We start from the raw sequence: 18,889 nt of genomic DNA on the forward strand, positions 1-18,889 counted from the left end.
ATTTAAAACGTAACTATCCATTGATTGCTTCTAAAATCGTCGCTCCCTTCGCGGGAGCGTGGATTGAAATTCCATAATGCTAGTAATATAAGTAAGTATTACCATGTCGCTCCCTTCGCGGGAGCGTGGATTGAAATTGTTTCCTATAGTAATCATATTCATCAGAAAAAGCGTCGCTCCCTTCGCGGGAGCGTGGATTGAAATAAAATAGAGTATACCCCAATTATGTTTTAGATAAAGTCGCTCCCTTCGCGGGAGCGTGGATTGAAATAAAATTGTATCAGCATTTATAGTTTTTCCTTCTTCGTCGCTCCCTTCGCGGGAGCGTGGATTGAAATTTCTAAAGATTTAACATCATTTTTAAACAATGAAGTCGCTCCCTTCGCGGGAGCGTGGATTGAAATTTAAGGTCAAGACCTCCCACTTGCGAGTTAGTCTGTCGCTCCCTTCGCGGGAGCGTGGATTGAAATTTCTCTCTAGTGTTATCATCTTCAGCCTGTTCTTGTCGCTCCCTTCGCGGGAGCGTGGATTGAAATTTTTAAGTATTCAGTGTTAAGTTGATTTTGTGCATGTCGCTCCCTTCGCGGGAGCGTGGATTGAAATCTAGCGCATTAGTGATCTCTAACGTCGAGAGTCGTCGCTCCCTTCGCGGGAGCGTGGATTGAAATGAGCAATACCACGCGGACTTCCAGAATGCAGAGCAGTCGCTCCCTTCGCGGGAGCGTGGATTGAAATTGTCTCATGAAGGTGATGTTGGTCTGGTCGAACTCGTCGCTCCCTTCGCGGGAGCGTGGATTGAAATTCGGTTACGATGATACGCTGCGACTTCTGACCCTTGTCGCTCCCTTCGCGGGAGCGTGGATTGAAATTGTCGTGCAATATGATATACGCTCTTACCCTTCGGTCGCTCCCTTCGCGGGAGCGTGGATTGAAATGATGAAGACTAGACATATTCATATCTGTATAGAGTCGCTCCCTTCGCGGGAGCGTGGATTGAAATAACTTTTTGTTGTGTGGATGTTGTGTTATAATTTGTCGCTCCCTTCGCGGGAGCGTGGATTGAAATATGTAACAAGTGCGGCCGAGTTGTTCGCAAGCAAGTCGCTCCCTTCGCGGGAGCGTGGATTGAAATTATCTGATAGTTCTAATTGATCAAACTGAATATCGTCGCTCCCTTCGCGGGAGCGTGGATTGAAATTTGATCCCCTGTGGACAACCCCCCCCACAGCCCCGTCGCTCCCTTCGCGGGAGCGTGGATTGAAATTAGGTACTTTTTAAATTTTAGACGCTTTACAAGAGTCGCTCCCTTCGCGGGAGCGTGGATTGAAATTAAGGACACTAGCGAGGTTTTAAGCGGTCTTAAGTCGCTCCCTTCGCGGGAGCGTGGATTGAAATATAATAAAATAATTAGCCGCAAGTGTGAAAATGAAGTCGCTCCCTTCGCGGGAGCGTGGATTGAAATTAGATCCGCTGTGGACAACCCCCCCACTGCCCCAGTCGCTCCCTTCGCGGGAGCGTGGATTGAAATTTATGCAAACTAGAAAAGGTGCTGGTAAATGGGTCGTCGCTCCCTTCGCGGGAGCGTGGATTGAAATTGTATTGTAAGAAATCCCAGCATTTGAGTTTTGAGTCGCTCCCTTCGCGGGAGCGTGGATTGAAATTAGATCTAACCTATAAGTTGGAACAGGGCCCTCGGTCGCTCCCTTCGCGGGAGCGTGGATTGAAATATGTCTGGATTGAGCTGATACTGCTCTTCACGGGTCGCTCCCTTCACGGGAGCGTGGATTGAAATAAAATCGTGCCAACTTCATGAATGACCATTCCTGTCGCTCCCCATATTTAGCTTTCTAGAGGAGAGCAAAGTGGAAAATTAATAATGTACGAAATGCTATTAAAAATAATCGAATATACTGCATTCGAAAAGAGACCTAAATTTTAGGTCTCTTATTTTCTATTTCCCTAGGCAGAATTGGCTGAAGAGTTGGGTGATGAGCTCGTCTGGTGCAGCGTCGCCAGTGATTTCGCCAAGGATTTCCCAGGTGCGGGTCATATCGACTTGGAGTAGATCTACCGGCATACCCATTTCCAAGCCTTGGTTGACGGCTTGCAGACTTTCCAGAGCTTTTTCGATCAAGGAAATGTGACGGGCGTTGGACAGGTAGGTAGCGTCTTGCTCGACAATACCAACATTTTCAAAGAAGAGCTGATTGATGCGTTCTTCAATTTTATCGATATTTTGATTGTGGAGGACAGAAATCTTGATAGCATCTGCTGGCAGCTGATCCAGCTCAATCTTTTCTTCAAGGTCGGTCTTGTTAAGCAGGACGATGCGATTGCTGTCTTGGCTGATTTCCAGCAACTGGCGGTCCTGGTCTGTCAGAGGCTCGCTGACATTGAGAACCAAGAGAACCAAGTCAGCTTCCTGCAGGGCTTTTTTAGAGCGCTCAACTCCAATTTGCTCAACAAGATCATCGGTTTCTCGAATTCCTGCGGTATCGATGAGCTTGAGCGGCACGCCCTTGATATTTACATACTCCTCGATCACATCACGGGTTGTCCCCTCGATATCAGTGACAATGGCCTTGTCCTCTCGCAGGAGATTGTTGAGCAGGCTGGACTTACCAACATTAGGCCGGCCGATGATAGCAGTGGAAATACCTTCGCGTAAAATCTTACCTCGTCGTGCAGTATCGAGAAGATTGCTCAGCAGAGCCTCGAACTCAGCTGTTTTTTCTCGCATAAGCTGGGTCGTCATCTCTTCCACGTCATCGTATTCAGGATAGTCAATATTGACCTCGACCTGAGCCAGTGTGTTGAGAATTTCCTGACGGGTATTGTTGATAAGGTTGGAGAGAGAGCCATCCAGCTGCTTGACAGCATTGTTCATGGCTTTATCGGTCTTGGCGCGGATGATGTCCATGACAGCCTCAGCCTGAGTCAAATCTACGCGCCCATTGAGAAAGGCCCGCTTAGTAAACTCGCCAGGCTCAGCCATTCTAGCTCCCTCGCGAATTGCCAACTGCAAAATTTCATTAGTGACCGCAATTCCACCATGGGTATTTATCTCGATGATATCCTCGCGCGTGAAGGTCTTGGGAGAGCGCATGGCACCAAGCATAACCTCATCCAGAATTTCCTGATTTTGAGGGTCAACGATATGACCGTAGTTGAGCGTGTGGCTTTCCACTTTGCTTAGATTCTTCCCTTTGAAGATTTTTTGGGCAATAGCAAAGCTGTCAGTCCCGCTTAGTCTGACGATCCCGATAGCCCCTTCGCCAAGAGGCGTAGAAATCGCAGCGATTGTATCAAATTCTCTGGTAATCATACTGTATTTTTCCTTGTGTTTTAAAATCAATTACCCTAATTGTAACGCAAAAATCAAGGAGGAGCAAGGCTTTCGATTATCAAGCGGAAGGAATGCAGTTTAAGTCTGGCAAAGAAAACACTTTCATGTTAGTGAGAATCATGATATAATAAAAGTAGTGTGATTCGAGGAGGTGCTATGGAAAATCTAAAGAAACTGGCAGGAATCAAGGCTGCTGAATTTGTCCAAAGCGGGATGATTGTTGGTCTCGGGACGGGTTCGACTGCTTATTATTTTGTCGAAGAGATTGGTCGGCGTATCAAGGAAGAAGGATTGCAGATTACAGCTGTTACGACTTCCAGTGTCACTAGCAAACAGGCTGAAGGGCTAGGCATTCCGCTCAAGTCTATCGACGATGTGGATCAGGTGGATGTCACTGTTGATGGTGCTGATGAGGTTGATTCAGCTTTTAACGGTATCAAGGGCGGTGGCGGCGCACTTCTCATGGAGAAAGTCGTGGCGGTGCCTACTAAGCACTATATCTGGGTGGTCGATGAGAGCAAGATGGTAGAGAAGCTAGGTGCCTTCATGCTACCAGTAGAAGTTGTTCAGTACGGTGCTGAGCAGCTCTTTCGTCGCTTTGAGCGTGCAGGCTATAAGCCTGCCTTTCGTCAGAAGGATGGTCAGCGATTTGTTACGGACATGCAGAATTTCATTATTGACTTAGATTTAGGTGTGATTGAAAATCCAGTTAAGTTTGCGCAAGAACTAGATCATGCAGTGGGCGTAGTGGAGCATGGACTGTTTAATCAAATGGTAGACAAGGTCATTGTTGCTGGAAAATCGGGTCTTCAAGTTTTAGAGGCCAATAAATAGAAAGAGGTATTTTATGCCAAAATTTAATCGTATTCACTTGGTAGTCATGGACTCAGTTGGTATCGGTGCTGCGCCAGATGCCAATAACTTTGTCAATGCAGGGGTACCAGATGGTGCTTCAGATACTCTGGGACATATTTCCAAAACGGTAGGGCTGAATGTGCCAAATATGGCTAAGATCGGTTTGGGAAATATCGAGCGTCCTGTTCCTTTGAAGACAGTTCCTCAAGAAGAAAATCCTAGCGGTTACTATACCAAGCTGGAAGAAGTATCTCTTGGAAAAGACACGATGACAGGACACTGGGAAATCATGGGTCTCAATATTACTGAGCCTTTTGATACTTTCTGGAATGGCTTCCCAGAAGAAATCCTGACTCAGATTGAAGAATTTTCTGGTCGCAAGATCATTCGTGAGGCTAACAAACCTTACTCTGGTACAGCAGTTATTGATGACTTTGGTCCTCGTCAGATGGAAACAGGCGAGCTGATTATCTATACCTCTGCTGACCCAGTATTGCAAATTGCAGCACACGAAGAAGTGATTCCTTTGGAAGAGCTCTATCGTATCTGTGAATTTGCCCGCTCTATTACCTTGGAACGGCCTGCGCTTCTAGGACGTATTATCGCTCGTCCTTATGTAGGTGAGCCAGGCAACTTCACTCGTACAGCCAACCGTCACGACTATGCAGTTTCTCCGTTTAATCCAACTGTACTTGATAAGCTCAATGAAGCTGGAATTGATACTTATTCTGTTGGTAAGATAAATGACATCTTCAACGGCGCTGGAATTAACCATGACATGGGACACAATAAGTCTAACAATCATGGTGTAGATACTTTGGTCAAAGCCCTGAAAGACGAAAACTTCAAAGAAGGTTTCTCATTTACTAACCTAGTAGACTTTGATGCTCTTTATGGTCACCGCCGTGATCCACATGGCTACCGTGACTGTTTGGAAGAGTTTGATGCTCGTATCCCAGAAATCATTGAAAATATGCGTGAAGATGATTTGCTCATGATTACTGCTGACCATGGTAATGACCCGACCTATGCCGGAACAGACCACACTCGTGAGTACATTCCGCTTTTGGTCTTCGGAAAATCGCTGAGCGGTCATGGTCATATTCCTGTTGGACACTTTGCGGATATCTCCGCTACCGTTGCTGAAAACTTCGGAGTAGACAAGGCGATGATTGGTGAAAGCTTCTTGGACAAATTGGTATAAGCATAATAAGAGAGTGAGGAAAATGTTTTATGACAAGCTTATCAGAAAAAATCAAAGCAACAGCAGCCTTCTTGAAAGAAAAAGGTATGACAGAACCTGAATTTGGTTTGATTTTGGGATCTGGTTTGGGAGAATTGGCTTCTGAAATTGAAAATGCCGTTAGCCTTGACTATGCGGATATTCCAAACTGGGGCCGCTCAACTGTTGTTGGCCACGCTGGGAAATTAGTCTATGGAGACTTGGCAGGACGGAAAGTCTTGGCTCTGCAAGGCCGTTTCCATTTCTATGAAGGAAATCCTTTAGAAGTCGTTACTTTCCCAGTGCGTGTGATGAAGGCTCTTGGTGCGACAGGTGTTATTGTGACCAATGCTGCTGGAGGTATCGGCTATGGTCCTGGTACGCTTATGGCGATCACTGACCACATCAATATGACTGGCCAAAATCCTTTGATTGGTGAAAACTTGGATGAATTTGGTCCACGTTTCCCTGATATGTCTAAATCTTACACTCCAGAATATCGTGCAACTGCTCATCAAGTCGCTGATAAGCTTGGCATTAAGCTTGATGACGGTGTCTATATTGGTGTTACCGGTCCGACTTACGAAACGCCTGCAGAAATCCGTGCTTATAAGACGCTCGGAGCAGATGCAGTCGGCATGTCTACTGTTCCTGAAGTGATTGTAGCAGCACATTCTGGTTTGAAAGTCCTTGGTATTTCATGTATTACAAACTTTGCTGCTGGTTTCCAAGAAGAGCTTAATCATGAGGAAGTGGTTGAAGTAACAGAACGTGTCAAGGGTGATTTCAAACGACTTCTTAAAGAAACACTTGCTGAATTGTAAGAAAAGAAAGAATCATGGAAAGGTTGGATTTGGGTTTGTAATTGAATCCGAGCTAACCTTTCTATGAAATATTAAAATTAAGAAAGAAAGGAATTGAACCCACCCTAAAAGCGGTGGGAAAAAGATAGTTGGTCTTGCGAGCATCGCTCACTGCGACCATCTCCTATTTTCCCTTTGCTTTTGACGGGTTTGGTATCTTAACTATGTCTATTCATATTTCTGCTAAGCCAGGTGAAATTGCGGATAAAATTCTTCTTCCAGGGGATCCGCTTCGGGCCAAATTCATCGCTGAGAACTTTTTAGAAGATGCTGTTTGCTTCAATGAAGTCCGTAACATGTTTGGTTATACAGGTAATTACAAAGGCGAACGTGTTTCAGTTATGGGAACTGGAATGGGAATGCCCTCAATCTCTATCTACGCGCGTGAGTTGATTGTTGACTACGGTGTGAAAAAGCTGATCCGTGTCGGAACTGCTGGCTCGCTGAATGCTGATGTCCATGTCCGTGAATTGGTTTTGGCGCAGGCGGCTGCAACTAACTCCAACATTATCCGTAATGACTGGCCACAGTATGATTTTCCGCAAATCGCTAGCTTTGATTTGTTAGATAAGGCTTACCATATCGCCAAAGGTCTTGGTATGACAACCCATGTTGGGAATGTCTTGTCGTCTGATGTCTTTTATTCAAACTACTTTGAAAAGAATATCGAGCTTGGTAAGTGGGGGGTTAAGGCAGTGGAAATGGAAGCGGCAGCTCTTTACTATTTGGCTGCTCAACACCATGTGGATGCTCTTGCTATCATGACTATTTCTGACAGCTTGGTCAATCCAGAAGAAGACACGACTGCAGAAGAACGTCAAAATACCTTCACCGATATGATGAAGGTTGGTTTGGAAACCTTGATTGCAGAAGCATGAAAGTAGATGTCAAAGAAGCCATTCTCTTTGCTATTTCCCGCTATGACTATGCTTATGCGTATAAGCTAGCTGAGCGAGCAGAAAGCAGTGTCCAGTCTGACTTGGTTAATCTTCTTGAGGCTTTAGCGGAGCGAAGAGAGCTCAACATCCAATCTATGATGAATCTAAAGTTGGAAATCACTGGGTCTGTCCTAGCTGATTTTCAGCTTTTTTGCCATGAAGATGAAGCGGATGAGCAGCTGGTCAATTACCTTTATGACCTTGAAGCCAAGCTGAGAAATGAGCAGCTGATTGACTTTATCCGAGCTGTCAGTCCGGCTATTTATCGGATTTTTATGCGGCTGATTCGCATGCAAATACTGGATATTGAGAGCTATATTCATAATTCGCGAGGAGCTAGTTACGACCGTTGGAAGTTTGAAAAGATGCGACATTCTGATAATCCTGTCCTGCAAAATTTTCATGCGGAAAGCACGGTTAATTCTTCTAGTTTGACGGAGATGATTTTGCAGTTGAATTTGCCTGAATCTGTCAAAGAATCAGCACAGCAGCTAAGAGAGTTAGAAAAGTCAGTCCGCAATCCACTGGCTCACCTTATCCGGCCATTCGATGAGGAAGAATTGCACAGGACGACAGGTTTCTCATCTCAGCACTTTATGGAGCTTCTGATTGATTTGGCGCAGGAGACAGGCATAGTTTATCAGAGGGAACCTTTTTACTTCGACCGAGCGAATGAGCTCATAGAAAGTCTCTTATAAGGGGTAGCAGGATGGATAAGATTGCAAGGTTGCAAGAATTGATAGACCAAAGTCAAAATATCGTCTTTTTCGGTGGTGCGGGTGTTTCGACTGAGTCCAATATTCCGGACTTCCGCAGTTCAGATGGGATATACAGCGTCAAGCTAGGACGGCATTTTACAGCGGAGCAGCTGGTTTCTCACACTATGTTTGAGCGCTATCCGCAGGAGTTTTTTGATTTTTACAAGAAGTACCTACTCTATCCGGATGCTAAGCCCAATGCTGCTCATGTCTACTTAGCGGATTTAGAGAAGGCAGGCAAGCTCAAGGCTGTGGTGACTCAAAATATCGATAGCTTGCATGAAATGGCCGGTTCGAAAAAGGTTCTCAAACTACATGGCAGTGCGGATAGAAATTACTGTCTGAATTGTCAGCGATTCTACGATTTGGACGGCTTTCTGACTTTGCAGGGTACCATTCCTCGCTGCCTTGACTGTGGCGGTATTGTCAAACCAGATGTGACTCTCTATGAAGAACCCCTAGATATGGAAGTGTTCCAGCAGGCTGCCCAAGCTATCCAGCAAGCTGATCTACTGATAATCGGCGGCACGTCCTTAGTCGTCTATCCCGCAGCCAGCCTCATCCAGTATTTTGTAGGTAAGCATCTGGTCGTCATCAACAAGACCAGCATCCCTCAAGACAGCCAGGCTGACTTAGTTATTGAAGGTAAGATAGGGGAAGTGTTAGGCAAATTAAAACAATAGTAAAACACCTGAAAAAGCTTTTTCGGGTGTTTTTTGCAGTTTATTTATCAAACTTCACTTCCTCGATCAGATACTCAATGAATCGTTCTCCCATTTTTGAAAGGCTGGCTTTTTCGTGCTGGATGTAAACCAGTTCGATTGGATCATCAATGTCCAGTGGGATTGACACGATATTGTCTCCGTTGAGATTGCTGTTGAGAATACCGGTTGCAATTGTGTAGCCGTCCAAACCAATCAAAAGATTAAAGAGGGTCGCGCGGTCGCTGACGACGATAGATTTTTTGTGGTGTTCCTGAGAAAGAATTTCCTCTGAAAAGTAGAAAGAGTTGTGGGTCCCCTGGTCGTAGCTGAGGTAAGGGAAGTTTTCTAAGTCAGATAATTGAACCAGCTTTTTCTTGGCAAGCGGATTGGATTTGCTGACAAAGATATGGGGCTGAGCCGTGAAGAGATGAGTGGCAATCAGATGATTGTCATCCAGCATCTTGGATAGGACATCGCGGTTGTAGCTATTGAGAAAGAGGACGCCGATTTCGCTGCGGAAGTTTTTTACGTCGTCAATAATTTCCCAAGTCCGAGTTTCCCGCAGAAAGAGCTCGTATTTCTCCATATCACTTTTTTTAAGTAGGGAGACAAAGGCATTGACCACAAAAGCATAGTGTTGGGCAGAAACGCTGAAAAGCTCGCGGTGGGCGACAGGGTTTTTGTATCGTTCTTCTAGAAGCTGGGTCTGCTCAACCACCTGCCGGGCATAAGAAAGAAACTCCATGCCGTCCTTGGTCAAGGTAATTCCTTTGGGATTGCGAATGAAAATCTCGATGCCCATTTCATTTTCCAAATCGCGCACAGCATTGGACAAGCTAGGCTGGGTAATGAAAAGTTGCTTAGCAGCTTCGTTCATACTGCCAGTCTCGACGATTTTGATAATATAGTGTAACTGTTGAATTCTCATAGGACTATTTTATCACAAACTGGGGATTTTTTCCCGATAAATCAATGAAAGCTAGCATGTTTTTATAATTGAATTTATTAAAATGGACAGATGGTAAAAGAAATTCTATTGGATATAGTGACATTTTTAAAGTTTATTCTTATCGGAATTATAGAGAGATTTTATCAAGTCTTTTATAATGAAACAGGTTTTGCAATTTCAAGTTATTCGTGATATGATGATTTTTAGACTGTAAAAGGAGTAGTTATGAAGAGAAAAGAGGATTCTTTTGAAGATATTGCTTTTGAGTTAGAGAAGGAGACTTCTAAGTCTAAGTTCTTACCATTCGTTCTATTAGCCATTATTGGCTTTTCTATCGTTGGAGCAGTATTTTTAATGCTTTCCATACCGGAAAAAGCTAAATCTAAGCAACCAGTGAGCCAGTCAAGTAAGATTATTTCACCATCAAAAGAATTAGAGGATAAGGAGACTGAAGTAAAAAAATTCGCTGAAAGCCTTATCGTTTCTCTAGAAAAAAGCGGTCCCTTTCTTTGGACGGTTGACAAGGCAGTTTCTCTACCCATGGACAAAGATAAAGGTGGAGTCGTCTTGGAAGATGTTTTAAAAGAATTTGGAAAACCTGTTGAAGCTGGTTCATGGATTGACTTTTCATCAAATAATGAAATTCAAAAGCATATTCGTCTTTTTTGGAAAGAGAAGAATGGTGCTCTTGGCTATGTTTCTTTAACATTTGCTGAATTCGATGGTGTTTATAAGCTCATTTCCAAGTACCATTCTAACCTTGCAAGTGATGAAATTAAGGTGGATCAAAATCCTAATAGAGACTTTTTATGGACGCAAGAATATATTGATAGTCTTGTTATTGGTGCTAGAGAAGGTACTGACAAAGGTACGGTTTATAATGAGATCGTTTCAAATGTTGGCTTACCTCTATATCAGACGATTTTGGGAGAGGATAAACAACTTCAAATGCGGGTTACTTATAACAATCCAAGGGGATGGAGATCTCCAGATGAATTGAAAACTGTTAATTTAGAATTTTATAAGCAAGAAGATGGAACATGGCGTTTGGTTTCTAAACAAAGCCAGTAAACTAAAATAAAAAAGACAGAGGAGATAATCTTGAGAAGGAGTAGCAAGAAAAAACATGATGCCAATTCATTTAGAGATATCAAAAGAGAACTTTATAAACAACAAAAGATAAAAAGAGAAGAACTTAGCATGATGGCCATACAGGAGGAGAAAAAAAGGATTAATTCGGCCTTTATTCTTCTTTGTTTGACCTTGTCATTTGCTTTGTTCTTTGGCTTCTATTATTTTTCTCAAAAGGTTCCTAGAGCCAACCTTAAGTACAAATATAATAAGACGGTTTCGTCAGTTAGTAGAGAAAGCTCTATTACTCAGCAATATGATGACGAGCCAGAAATAAATCAAGATCAAAAGGAACTGAAAAAGAAAATTGTTGAGGAAGATGAAAAAAAGTTTATTTTTAATTGGACATTAGACAATTTTGTAGAACTCAAAATAGCAAAAGTTGGGGGGTGGAAAAATAATCCGACTTTGGAAGAGGTTATTACGAAATATGGTAAGGGTTCAAATGTAAGTTTTACCGAAAATGGATTGACACTAACTTATAAGACAAGAATTGTAGATGTTCCTAGATATGGTTCATCAGGACATCCTCAGGAAATCAGTTTGGGTTTTTATGACCCCGATTCCAATGGAAAAAAGTACTATTTAATAACCAAAACGGCAGTTTACTTGGATGACATTCATAACCTACCAGCTACCAAAAATGAGTTTGTTTTTAAGTGGAAGCCAGAAGATATGGATACATTGACAGTAGGTGATAGTCAATATGGAAAAGGTGGAATGACATATCAGGAGATTGTTGATCGATTTGGACTGCCTTCAGATATTAATTTTTCTGGAAGCGATACAGATTATAGCCCGTTATCGTTACAGGTGAATTATTTTAATATTCATCGTCCACCTGCTGAACGAAAAAGTGATAGAGTAGCCTTGATTTTCAGAAGACAGGAGGATGGAAGCTTTTGTCTTGCAGATGTAAAAAGTGAATTTGACAAGAGCTGGTAATGCTTCGATTCATTAGTGACATGAAAATTCTAATATTTTTTATGCCTTGACATTCCTCATCTCTAACGATATAATGTTTACAATTTAACCTTTAATCAAGTCCAGTGAGGCTACAAGGTGGGGAAAAACGGTATAAGAGGCATTTGGCTGCCTTGTTTTTTGCGAAACCTTGCTGCGGCGAGGTTTTTTCTTGTAGAAAGTGAGGTTGTCATGGTTAGTGACAGTTGTAAAAAGAGATTTGGCAAGATTATGCTGGAGCAGATGGAGCTTCTGAATCAAGTAGAGATTGCACCTAATATTTTTTCTATGCTCCTAAAGGGCCAAATGGTCAGCCAGATGCAGGCTGGGCAGTTTTTACATATTCGGGTACCAGATGACAGCAAGCTTTTGCGCCGGCCTATCTCAATCGCAGAGATTGACCGAGAAAATCTGACTTGTCGCATCATCTATCGGATAGAAGGCGGCGGGACAGCTATTTTTTCTCAACTTCCAGTTGGGTCTTTTCTTGATGTTATGGGGCCCCAGGGCAATGGCTTTGATTTGAGTCCTGTAAGGGCAGGTGACCACGCTTTGATTGTCGGTGGTGGGATTGGTGTCCCTCCCCTGCTTGAGGTTGCTAAAGAATTGCATGCCAAGGGAGCTCAAGTAACTGCTGTTCTGGGATTTTCTGATAAATCCGCTGTTATTTTAGAGGAAGAAATGAAAAAATACGCTGAGGTCATTGTCACGACGGATAACGGCTCTTATGGCCGCCAAGGCTATGTATCAGCCGTTGTGGATGAGTTGTCCCAAGACTATGCGGCTGTTTATTCCTGTGGTGCGCCAGCTATGCTTCAGTATGTGGATCGTAAGTTTCAGGACCATCCGCATGCTTATCTCTCCATGGAGTCTCGTATGGCGTGTGGTATGGGCGCCTGCTATGCCTGCGTAGTTCATGTTGCAGGTCAGGACGAGTCGGTCAATAAGCGCGTTTGTGAAGACGGTCCGGTCTTTGAGACGGGCACGATTATTGTCTAGGAGGGGAAAGAATGAGTGACCAACGTTTAAGAGTTTCCTTGCCAGGCTTGGACCTGAAAAATCCAATTATTCCAGCATCTGGCTGTTTTGGTTTCGGACAGGAATATGCCAAATACTATGACCTAGACTTGCTAGGCTCCATCATGATAAAGGCTACGACTTTGGACCCCCGCTTTGGCAATCCCACTCCGCGTGTGGCAGAAACACCAGCTGGGATGCTTAATGCCATTGGCCTGCAAAATCCAGGTGTTGAGGTTGTCCTAGCTGAAAAACTGCCCTGGCTGGCAAAGCATTATCCCGACCTGCCAATCATCGCCAATGTAGCAGGCTTTTCCAATCAAGAATATGCGACAGTGGCTGGGAAAATTTCTCAAGCCCCCAATGTCAAGGCTATTGAGCTCAATATCTCTTGTCCTAATGTTGACCATGGAAATGCTGGACTTTTGATTGGTCAAGTTCCGGAGTTGGCTTACGAAGCAACCAAGGCAGCAGTAGATGCTTCTGCTGTACCAGTTTATGTCAAATTGACTCCGAGTGTGGCAGACATCACTCAGGTAGCTAAGGCAGTTGAAGATGCTGGTGCTGCTGGTTTTACCATGATTAATACCTTAGTAGGTATGCGATTTGACTTGAAGTCGCGCAAGCCTATTATCGCTAATGGCACTGGTGGCATGTCTGGTCCGGCTGTCTTTCCGGTAGCTCTCAAGCTGATCCGTCAAGTGGCGCAGGCAAGCAAACTTCCTATCATTGGTATGGGGGGAGTTGATTCTGCGGAGGCTGCTCTGGAGATGTTTATAGCAGGCGCTTCAGCCATTGGAGTGGGAACTGCCAATTTCACGGATCCTTATACTTGTCCTACCATCATTGAGAACCTGCCTAAGGCTATGGATAAATACGGCATTGAAAGTCTTGAAAGCTTACGTAAAGAAGTTCGAGAGAATTTGCTTTAAAGTTACATTTTTACTTGACAATCCTGCTGTGAAATTATAGAATGAACTAAATATAACCTTTAAAGAAGTCCAGAGAGGCTACTAAGGTACATACGTTTGAATGGCAGATACTGCCACATTTTCGTGTAACCTTGCTCTCGGGCAAGGTTTTTTCTATGTCTCTGAGCCTAATGTGAAGGTTGGTTTTGAGATATAAATGCCTAATGGACTTTTTTGAAGATAATAATTTAAAAGGAGATTTTCCCCTCATGCGTGAAGAACGGCCTATTATCGCCCTCGACTTTCCATCTTTTGACGATGTCAAAGATTTCTTGGAGCATTTTCCGGAAGATGAAAAACTCTATGTTAAAATCGGCATGGAATTCTTCTATGCCATTGGTCCAGAAATCGTTCATTATCTGAAAGGTCTTGGACACAGCATTTTCTTGGATCTGAAACTGCACGACATTCCCAATACGGTCCGCTCAGCCATGTCTGTCTTAGGTACTTTTGGTATTGACATGGTAACGGTCCATGCAGCAGGCGGTGTGGAGATGATGAGCGAAGCCAAGAAGGTCTTGGGGGATAAGGCTAAGTTGGTTGCGGTGACTCAGTTGACCTCGACCAGCGAGGAAGATATGCGTGATTGCCAAAACATCCAGACCACGGTTCAGGAGTCTGTTGTCAATTACGCTCGGAAGGCTAAAGAAGCCGGTTTGGATGGTGTAGTTTGTTCAGCTCAAGAAGTGGAACTGATTAAGGCGGCTACTGCAAATGACTTTCTCTGTGTGACGCCGGGTATTCGGCCAGCTGGAGCGGAAATCGGCGACCAAAAACGGGTCATGACACCGCAGGAAGCCCATCAAATTGGTAGTGACTATATTGTAGTAGGTCGTCCAATTATCCAAGCTGAAAATCCTTGGGATGCTTATCACGAGATTAAGAAGCAGTGGAATAGCTAGCAAAAACAAGAGATTCGAATTAAATCGTTATACAAAATTAACAGCATCATAAAATTTCAAATTTATAAGGAGCAAAAAATGACTTTAGCAAAAGAGATTGCGCGTGATTTATTGAAAATCAAAGCTGTGTATTTGAAGCCAGAAGAGCCTTTTACATGGGCGTCGGGCATCAAGTCACCTATATATACGGACAACCGTGTGACCTTGGCTTATCCAGAAACTCGGACCTTGATTGAAGATGGTTTCGTTGAAAAGATTCGGGCGGAATTTCCAGATGTAGAAGTTATTGCTGGAACTGCAACAGCAGGTATTCCTCACGGAGCTATTATTGCAGATAAGATGAACCTGCCATTTGCCTATATCCGCAGCAAACCAAAAGATCACGGAGCGGGCAATCAAATCGAAGGTCGCGTAGCGCCTGGGCAGAAGATGGTTGTCATTGAGGACTTAATCTCGACGGGGGGGTCGGTCTTGGATGCTATCGCTGCCGCTAAACGTGAAGGTGCGGATGTGATTGGCGCAGCAGCCATCTTTACCTATGAGCTGCCAAAGGCAGATAAAAACTTCAATGAAGCGGGTGTGAAATTAGTGACCCTTTCTAACTACACTGAGCTAATCACTCTGGCCGAAGCAGAGGGGTATGTCAATCCTGAGGGTTTGGCCTTGCTTGAGAAATTTAAGCATGACCAAGAAAATTGGCAGTCTTAGACCGAACAGAAATAAAATGATCTGACTCTTATTCAGGTCATTTTTCAGTAAAACGTCCTTGTCTTGCCTTTTAAAATGGCTTAAAGTCTCGGTGTTTGGTATAATAGAGCTATGTCTAAGATTTATCATCTATCCTTTTCGATATTACAGAAAGTTATGCTGGTTACGGCTGTTCACTGGTTTCTGATTGCCATCTGGCATGTTGCAGAGCTGAATAGTATAGCTATGATTGCTTTTGCCGGCTTGGCTTATCTGGCCTATCGCTATCGGCATTTGCTAGAAAAAGCTTATCATTGGCTGATGAAGCATAAACTTCTTATTATGCTAGCTGCCTTTATTTTTCAGCTGATTATGCTCTTTTCGGCAGAGCTTTTGATTAGGCGTGACGCAGCTGTAGTCTTTACAGGGGCTTTCAAAACTCTGAAAGAAAGCTCCATTTCCAGCTATCTGACCCGGAATCCTAACAATGTCTCACTTTTTCTCTACGAGCGTTTTTTCTTTAATGTATTTGGGGGATCTGGTCTATGGGTCATGCAGGCCTTGAATATTGTTTATACTAACGTAACGGCCTTGATTCTCTATAAGGGTTGCCAAAAGTATTTTTCACAAAAGACTGCTGATGCTGTATTTAGTCTTTATGTGCTTTTACTGGGCTTTTCTCCTTATTTCTTTTCTATGTATACGGATATTCCGCCCTTGCCTTTCATCAGTTTGCAGATTTTCCTAGTTCTGGGATTGCTGAGAGGAGAGGAGAACAGTAGACAGCTGGTTTGGCGCAGTATTTTGCTTGGGCTGATGACTAGCCTGGCTTTCTTCTTTAGACCAACAGTAATGATTTTGCTGATAGCTGTCTTCGGAGTCCTCTTTTTTAAAAAGAATTGGAAGAAGTTCTTTCTGACACTAGTCGTTTTTGCTTGCAGTTTTGCGATTAGCTATGCCCCGCTGCATTACTGGTCCAAGCATCAGACGGAAGTGCCGATTATGAAGGGAGAGGGATTGGCAAAAGGTCCATTGCTCTTTATTAATTTGGGTCTGACCTTCAATGGCCACAATCAGGAAGATATGAAAGAGGGGCTCTTGCAGTATATTGAGCCTGATAAGCAATATAACTATAACAATGGCATGTTTGCCAAGGAATATGTTATCAAGGAAATCAAGCGGCGCTTAAGTGAATATAATCCTTTGACTCTCGCTCATCATCTCTTCCATAAGCAGTCTCTGACTGTAGCTGAAGGAGATTTGGGCTGGCTCTACCGCAGTGTTGAAAATGAAAAGACGCCTTATATATCGCCTTTTTACCAAGATACGAAAGATAATCCTTTAACTCAGTTTGTCCGTGACTTCTTCCTGAACACTGACAAGTCAGAATTTGTCTATTTCTCACTGTCCAAGCAGGTGGTCTGGATTGTCATGGCAGCAGGACTTGTCTTTGCCCTTTGGAAATATCGATCCAGTGATGAGCTGAATTTTCTAACCTTAGCTGTTTTTGGTGGCCTGCTCTTTCTGCAGATTTTTGAGGGAGGAAAGACGCGTTATCTGATTCAGTTTTTGCCACAGATTCTAATTCTGTCTGCCCTAGGATTAGCCCAGTACCCACAAGGCTTAGGGAAGTTTCACTTTTGGACTAGAAAGAAGGAATCTTTGAAATGAAAAGACCTGTTCCTATCTATGAACCGCTTTATAGCTTGAAGCCCTTTGCTGAGAATATCTGGATTGTAGACGGTGATTTGATTGAGATGGATGCAGTGGTGACAAAATTGCCTTTTTCTACCCGCATGACTGTCATCAAGTTAGCAAACGGCCAGCTCTGGTGCCATTCACCAATCCAGCCAAATCAAGCCTTGTTTGACCAGTTGGACGCTTTGGGACCAGTCGCACACCTCGTTTCACCTAATAGGATTCACTATGCATATATTGCTGACCGGAAGAAGCGATATCCTGAGGCGATTTCTTGGTCTAGCCCAGGAGTGGAGGAGAGAGCAGCCAAGCAGAAAATTCCAGTCTCTTTTGATGAAAAATTGACGGATGAGGCTCCTGAAGCTTGGGTAGACCAGATAGAACAGTTGGTTTTCAAGGGAAGTACTTATATTGAGGAAGTTGTCTTTTTTCATAAGGACAGTCAAACCTTGATTTTGACAGATTTGATTGAGAATTTTGAAACAGAGCATTTTCCAAGTTCGCTTCGCAGCAAGGTTTATAAATTGGTTCGTGTTGCAGCTCCGGACGGCCAGACACCTATTGACTACCGCATGACCTTTATCGGTCATCAAAAAGAAGCCAAAGAATGTCTAGAGCAGATGCTGGCTTGGCAACCAGAGAAAATCATACTAGCTCATGGTCGTTGTTTTCTGGAAAATGGCACAGCAGAACTCAGAAGAGCACTTAGGTGGATTAAGTAATAGAATTTTTATCGTAGAAAATGAGAGGAGACATGTATGCAGCATTCAGCTTGGCACGCTTTGATTAAGGAGCAGTTGCCGGAAGGTTATTTTGCAAAAATCAATCATTTTTTAGACGAAGTGTATGCTTCAGGGACCATTTACCCACCTCGGGAAAAGGTGTTTAATGCGATTCAGACGACAGATTTAGCAGATGTTAAGGTGGTTATTTTGGGGCAGGACCCCTACCACGGACCGAGACAGGCACAAGGCTTGAGTTTTTCGGTACCTGATGACATTCCAGCTCCGCCTTCTTTGCAGAATATTCTTAAAGAACTGGCTGATGATATTGGAGTGAAAGAGTCGCATGATTTGACTTCCTGGGCTCAGCAGGGTGTTCTCTTGCTCAATGCTGGGCTGACAGTGCCTTCTGGCCAGGCCAATGCGCATGCCGGCTTAATCTGGGAGCCTTTTACAGATGCTATTATCAAAGTAGTCAATGAAAAGTCTGATCCAGTTGTCTTTATCCTCTGGGGTTCCTATGCGCGCAAGAAAAAAGCCTTGATAAGCAATTCGCAACATTTGATAATCGAGTCAGCTCACCCAAGTCCGCTGTCTGCCTACCGTGGTTTCTTTGGCAGCAAACCTTTTTCTCGTACCAATGATTTCTTAGTGACTAAGGGCTTGGAACCTATCGATTGGTTAGCTTAGGAGGTAGTATGGTTCAGTTAGCAACGATTTGTTATATCGATAATGGCCGGGAGTTTCTCATGCTGCACCGCAACAAAAAGCCAAATGATGTTCATGCTGGGAAATGGATTGGTGTCGGTGGTAAGCTAGAGCGTGGAGAAACCCCGCAGGAATGTGCAACTCGCGAAATTTTAGAGGAAACAGGTCTAAAGGCCAAGCCTGTTCTCAAAGGCGTTATCACTTTTCCAGAGTTTACTCCCGACTTGGACTGGTACACCTATGTCTTCAAGGTGACTGAGTTTGAGGGGGAATTGATTGACTGCAACGAAGGTACTCTGGAATGGGTGCCCTATAATCAGGTTTTATCTAAACCAACCTGGGAAGGCGATCATACCTTTGTTGAGTGGCTTTTAGAAGACAAGCCTTTCTTTTCAGCAAAGTTTGTTTATGACGGGGATAAGCTGCTGGATACGCAGGTGGACTTTTACGAATAA

The 18,889-nt window shown here is 43.7% G+C and carries 18 protein-coding genes and 1 CRISPR repeat array (1 of these 19 running past the window's edge); of the genes, 16 read left to right on the forward strand and 2 right to left on the reverse strand.

Annotated features, from left to right (window positions below):
* A CRISPR array of direct repeats spans nucleotides 1-1,857; the repeat unit is 32 nt; unit sequence GTCGCTCCCTTCGCGGGAGCGTGGATTGAAAT; it begins 4,286 nt to the left of the window's first position.
* A gap of 94 nt (nucleotides 1,858-1,951) precedes the next feature.
* The gene (gene mnmE, locus RWS24_RS05575) at nucleotides 1,952-3,325 is read right to left on the reverse strand and encodes a tRNA uridine-5-carboxymethylaminomethyl(34) synthesis GTPase MnmE (protein WP_314366045.1); all 1,374 of its coding nucleotides are present in this window, start codon (nucleotides 3,323-3,325) and stop codon (nucleotides 1,952-1,954) included.
* A gap of 177 nt (nucleotides 3,326-3,502) precedes the next feature.
* Between mnmE and rpiA the strand changes: the two genes are divergently transcribed.
* The 6 genes from rpiA (at nucleotide 3,503) to RWS24_RS05605 (ending at nucleotide 8,665) form a co-directional block, all read left to right on the forward strand.
* Nucleotides 3,503-4,180 (forward strand): ribose-5-phosphate isomerase RpiA, encoded by a 678-nt coding sequence (gene rpiA / locus RWS24_RS05580; RefSeq protein WP_314366046.1) that lies wholly within the window; start codon nucleotides 3,503-3,505, stop codon nucleotides 4,178-4,180.
* Nucleotides 4,181-4,193: 13 nt separating this feature from the next.
* Nucleotides 4,194-5,405 (forward strand): phosphopentomutase, encoded by a 1,212-nt coding sequence (locus RWS24_RS05585; RefSeq protein WP_314366047.1) that lies wholly within the window; start codon nucleotides 4,194-4,196, stop codon nucleotides 5,403-5,405.
* A gap of 29 nt (nucleotides 5,406-5,434) precedes the next feature.
* Nucleotides 5,435-6,247 carry a purine-nucleoside phosphorylase gene (locus RWS24_RS05590; protein WP_314366048.1) on the forward strand — a complete coding sequence of 271 codons (813 nt, stop codon included), beginning with the start codon at nucleotides 5,435-5,437 and terminating at the stop codon, nucleotides 6,245-6,247.
* Between the two features lie 203 nt (nucleotides 6,248-6,450).
* On the forward strand, nucleotides 6,451-7,164 hold the full coding sequence (deoD, locus tag RWS24_RS05595) for a purine-nucleoside phosphorylase (RefSeq protein ID WP_314366049.1): 714 nt from the start codon (nucleotides 6,451-6,453) through the stop codon (nucleotides 7,162-7,164).
* Nucleotides 7,161-7,922, forward strand: coding sequence for a hypothetical protein (locus RWS24_RS05600; protein WP_314366050.1), 762 nt, complete (start codon nucleotides 7,161-7,163; stop codon nucleotides 7,920-7,922). Before deoD ends, RWS24_RS05600 begins: the two co-directional genes overlap by 4 nt.
* 11 nt (nucleotides 7,923-7,933) lie before the next feature.
* Entirely contained in the window at nucleotides 7,934-8,665 is a 732-nt protein-coding gene (locus RWS24_RS05605) for an NAD-dependent protein deacylase (RefSeq protein ID WP_314366051.1), read from the forward strand.
* A gap of 40 nt (nucleotides 8,666-8,705) precedes the next feature.
* Here RWS24_RS05605 and RWS24_RS05610 read toward each other — a convergent pair whose 3' ends face one another.
* Nucleotides 8,706-9,614 (reverse strand): LysR family transcriptional regulator, encoded by a 909-nt coding sequence (locus tag RWS24_RS05610; protein ID WP_002897493.1) that lies wholly within the window; start codon nucleotides 9,612-9,614, stop codon nucleotides 8,706-8,708.
* Between the two features lie 246 nt (nucleotides 9,615-9,860).
* Between RWS24_RS05610 and RWS24_RS05615 the strand changes: the two genes are divergently transcribed.
* The 10 genes from RWS24_RS05615 (at nucleotide 9,861) to RWS24_RS05660 (ending at nucleotide 18,889) form a co-directional block, all read left to right on the forward strand.
* Nucleotides 9,861-10,706, forward strand: a complete 846-nt coding sequence (locus tag RWS24_RS05615) for a hypothetical protein (RefSeq protein ID WP_314366052.1) — start codon at nucleotides 9,861-9,863, stop codon at nucleotides 10,704-10,706.
* Nucleotides 10,707-10,736: 30 nt separating this feature from the next.
* Nucleotides 10,737-11,711 carry a hypothetical protein gene (locus tag RWS24_RS05620; protein ID WP_314366053.1) on the forward strand — a complete coding sequence of 325 codons (975 nt, stop codon included), beginning with the start codon at nucleotides 10,737-10,739 and terminating at the stop codon, nucleotides 11,709-11,711.
* Nucleotides 11,712-11,921: 210 nt separating this feature from the next.
* On the forward strand, nucleotides 11,922-12,728 hold the full coding sequence (locus tag RWS24_RS05625) for a dihydroorotate dehydrogenase electron transfer subunit (protein ID WP_314366054.1): 807 nt from the start codon (nucleotides 11,922-11,924) through the stop codon (nucleotides 12,726-12,728).
* Nucleotides 12,729-12,739: 11 nt separating this feature from the next.
* On the forward strand, nucleotides 12,740-13,678 hold the full coding sequence (locus RWS24_RS05630; RefSeq protein WP_314366055.1) for a dihydroorotate dehydrogenase: 939 nt from the start codon (nucleotides 12,740-12,742) through the stop codon (nucleotides 13,676-13,678).
* Nucleotides 13,679-13,926: 248 nt separating this feature from the next.
* A complete protein-coding gene (gene pyrF / locus RWS24_RS05635) occupies nucleotides 13,927-14,619 on the forward strand; it encodes an orotidine-5'-phosphate decarboxylase (RefSeq protein ID WP_314366056.1) in 693 nt (230 codons plus the stop codon).
* A gap of 78 nt (nucleotides 14,620-14,697) precedes the next feature.
* A complete protein-coding gene (gene pyrE, locus RWS24_RS05640) occupies nucleotides 14,698-15,327 on the forward strand; it encodes an orotate phosphoribosyltransferase (RefSeq protein WP_314366057.1) in 630 nt (209 codons plus the stop codon).
* 111 nt (nucleotides 15,328-15,438) lie between these two features.
* Nucleotides 15,439-16,977, forward strand: coding sequence for a glycosyltransferase family 39 protein (locus RWS24_RS05645; RefSeq protein ID WP_314366058.1), 1,539 nt, complete (start codon nucleotides 15,439-15,441; stop codon nucleotides 16,975-16,977).
* Nucleotides 16,974-17,726, forward strand: a complete 753-nt coding sequence (locus RWS24_RS05650; protein WP_314366059.1) for a DUF4336 domain-containing protein — start codon at nucleotides 16,974-16,976, stop codon at nucleotides 17,724-17,726. Before RWS24_RS05645 ends, RWS24_RS05650 begins: the two co-directional genes overlap by 4 nt.
* Before the next feature lie 36 nt (nucleotides 17,727-17,762).
* Nucleotides 17,763-18,416, forward strand: coding sequence for a uracil-DNA glycosylase (locus RWS24_RS05655; RefSeq protein ID WP_314366060.1), 654 nt, complete (start codon nucleotides 17,763-17,765; stop codon nucleotides 18,414-18,416).
* An 8-nt stretch (nucleotides 18,417-18,424) separates the two neighbouring features.
* Entirely contained in the window at nucleotides 18,425-18,889 is a 465-nt protein-coding gene (locus tag RWS24_RS05660; RefSeq protein WP_314366061.1) for an 8-oxo-dGTP diphosphatase, read from the forward strand.

The organism is uncultured Streptococcus sp., assembly GCF_963528215.1.
Taxonomy (GTDB): domain Bacteria; phylum Bacillota; class Bacilli; order Lactobacillales; family Streptococcaceae; genus Streptococcus.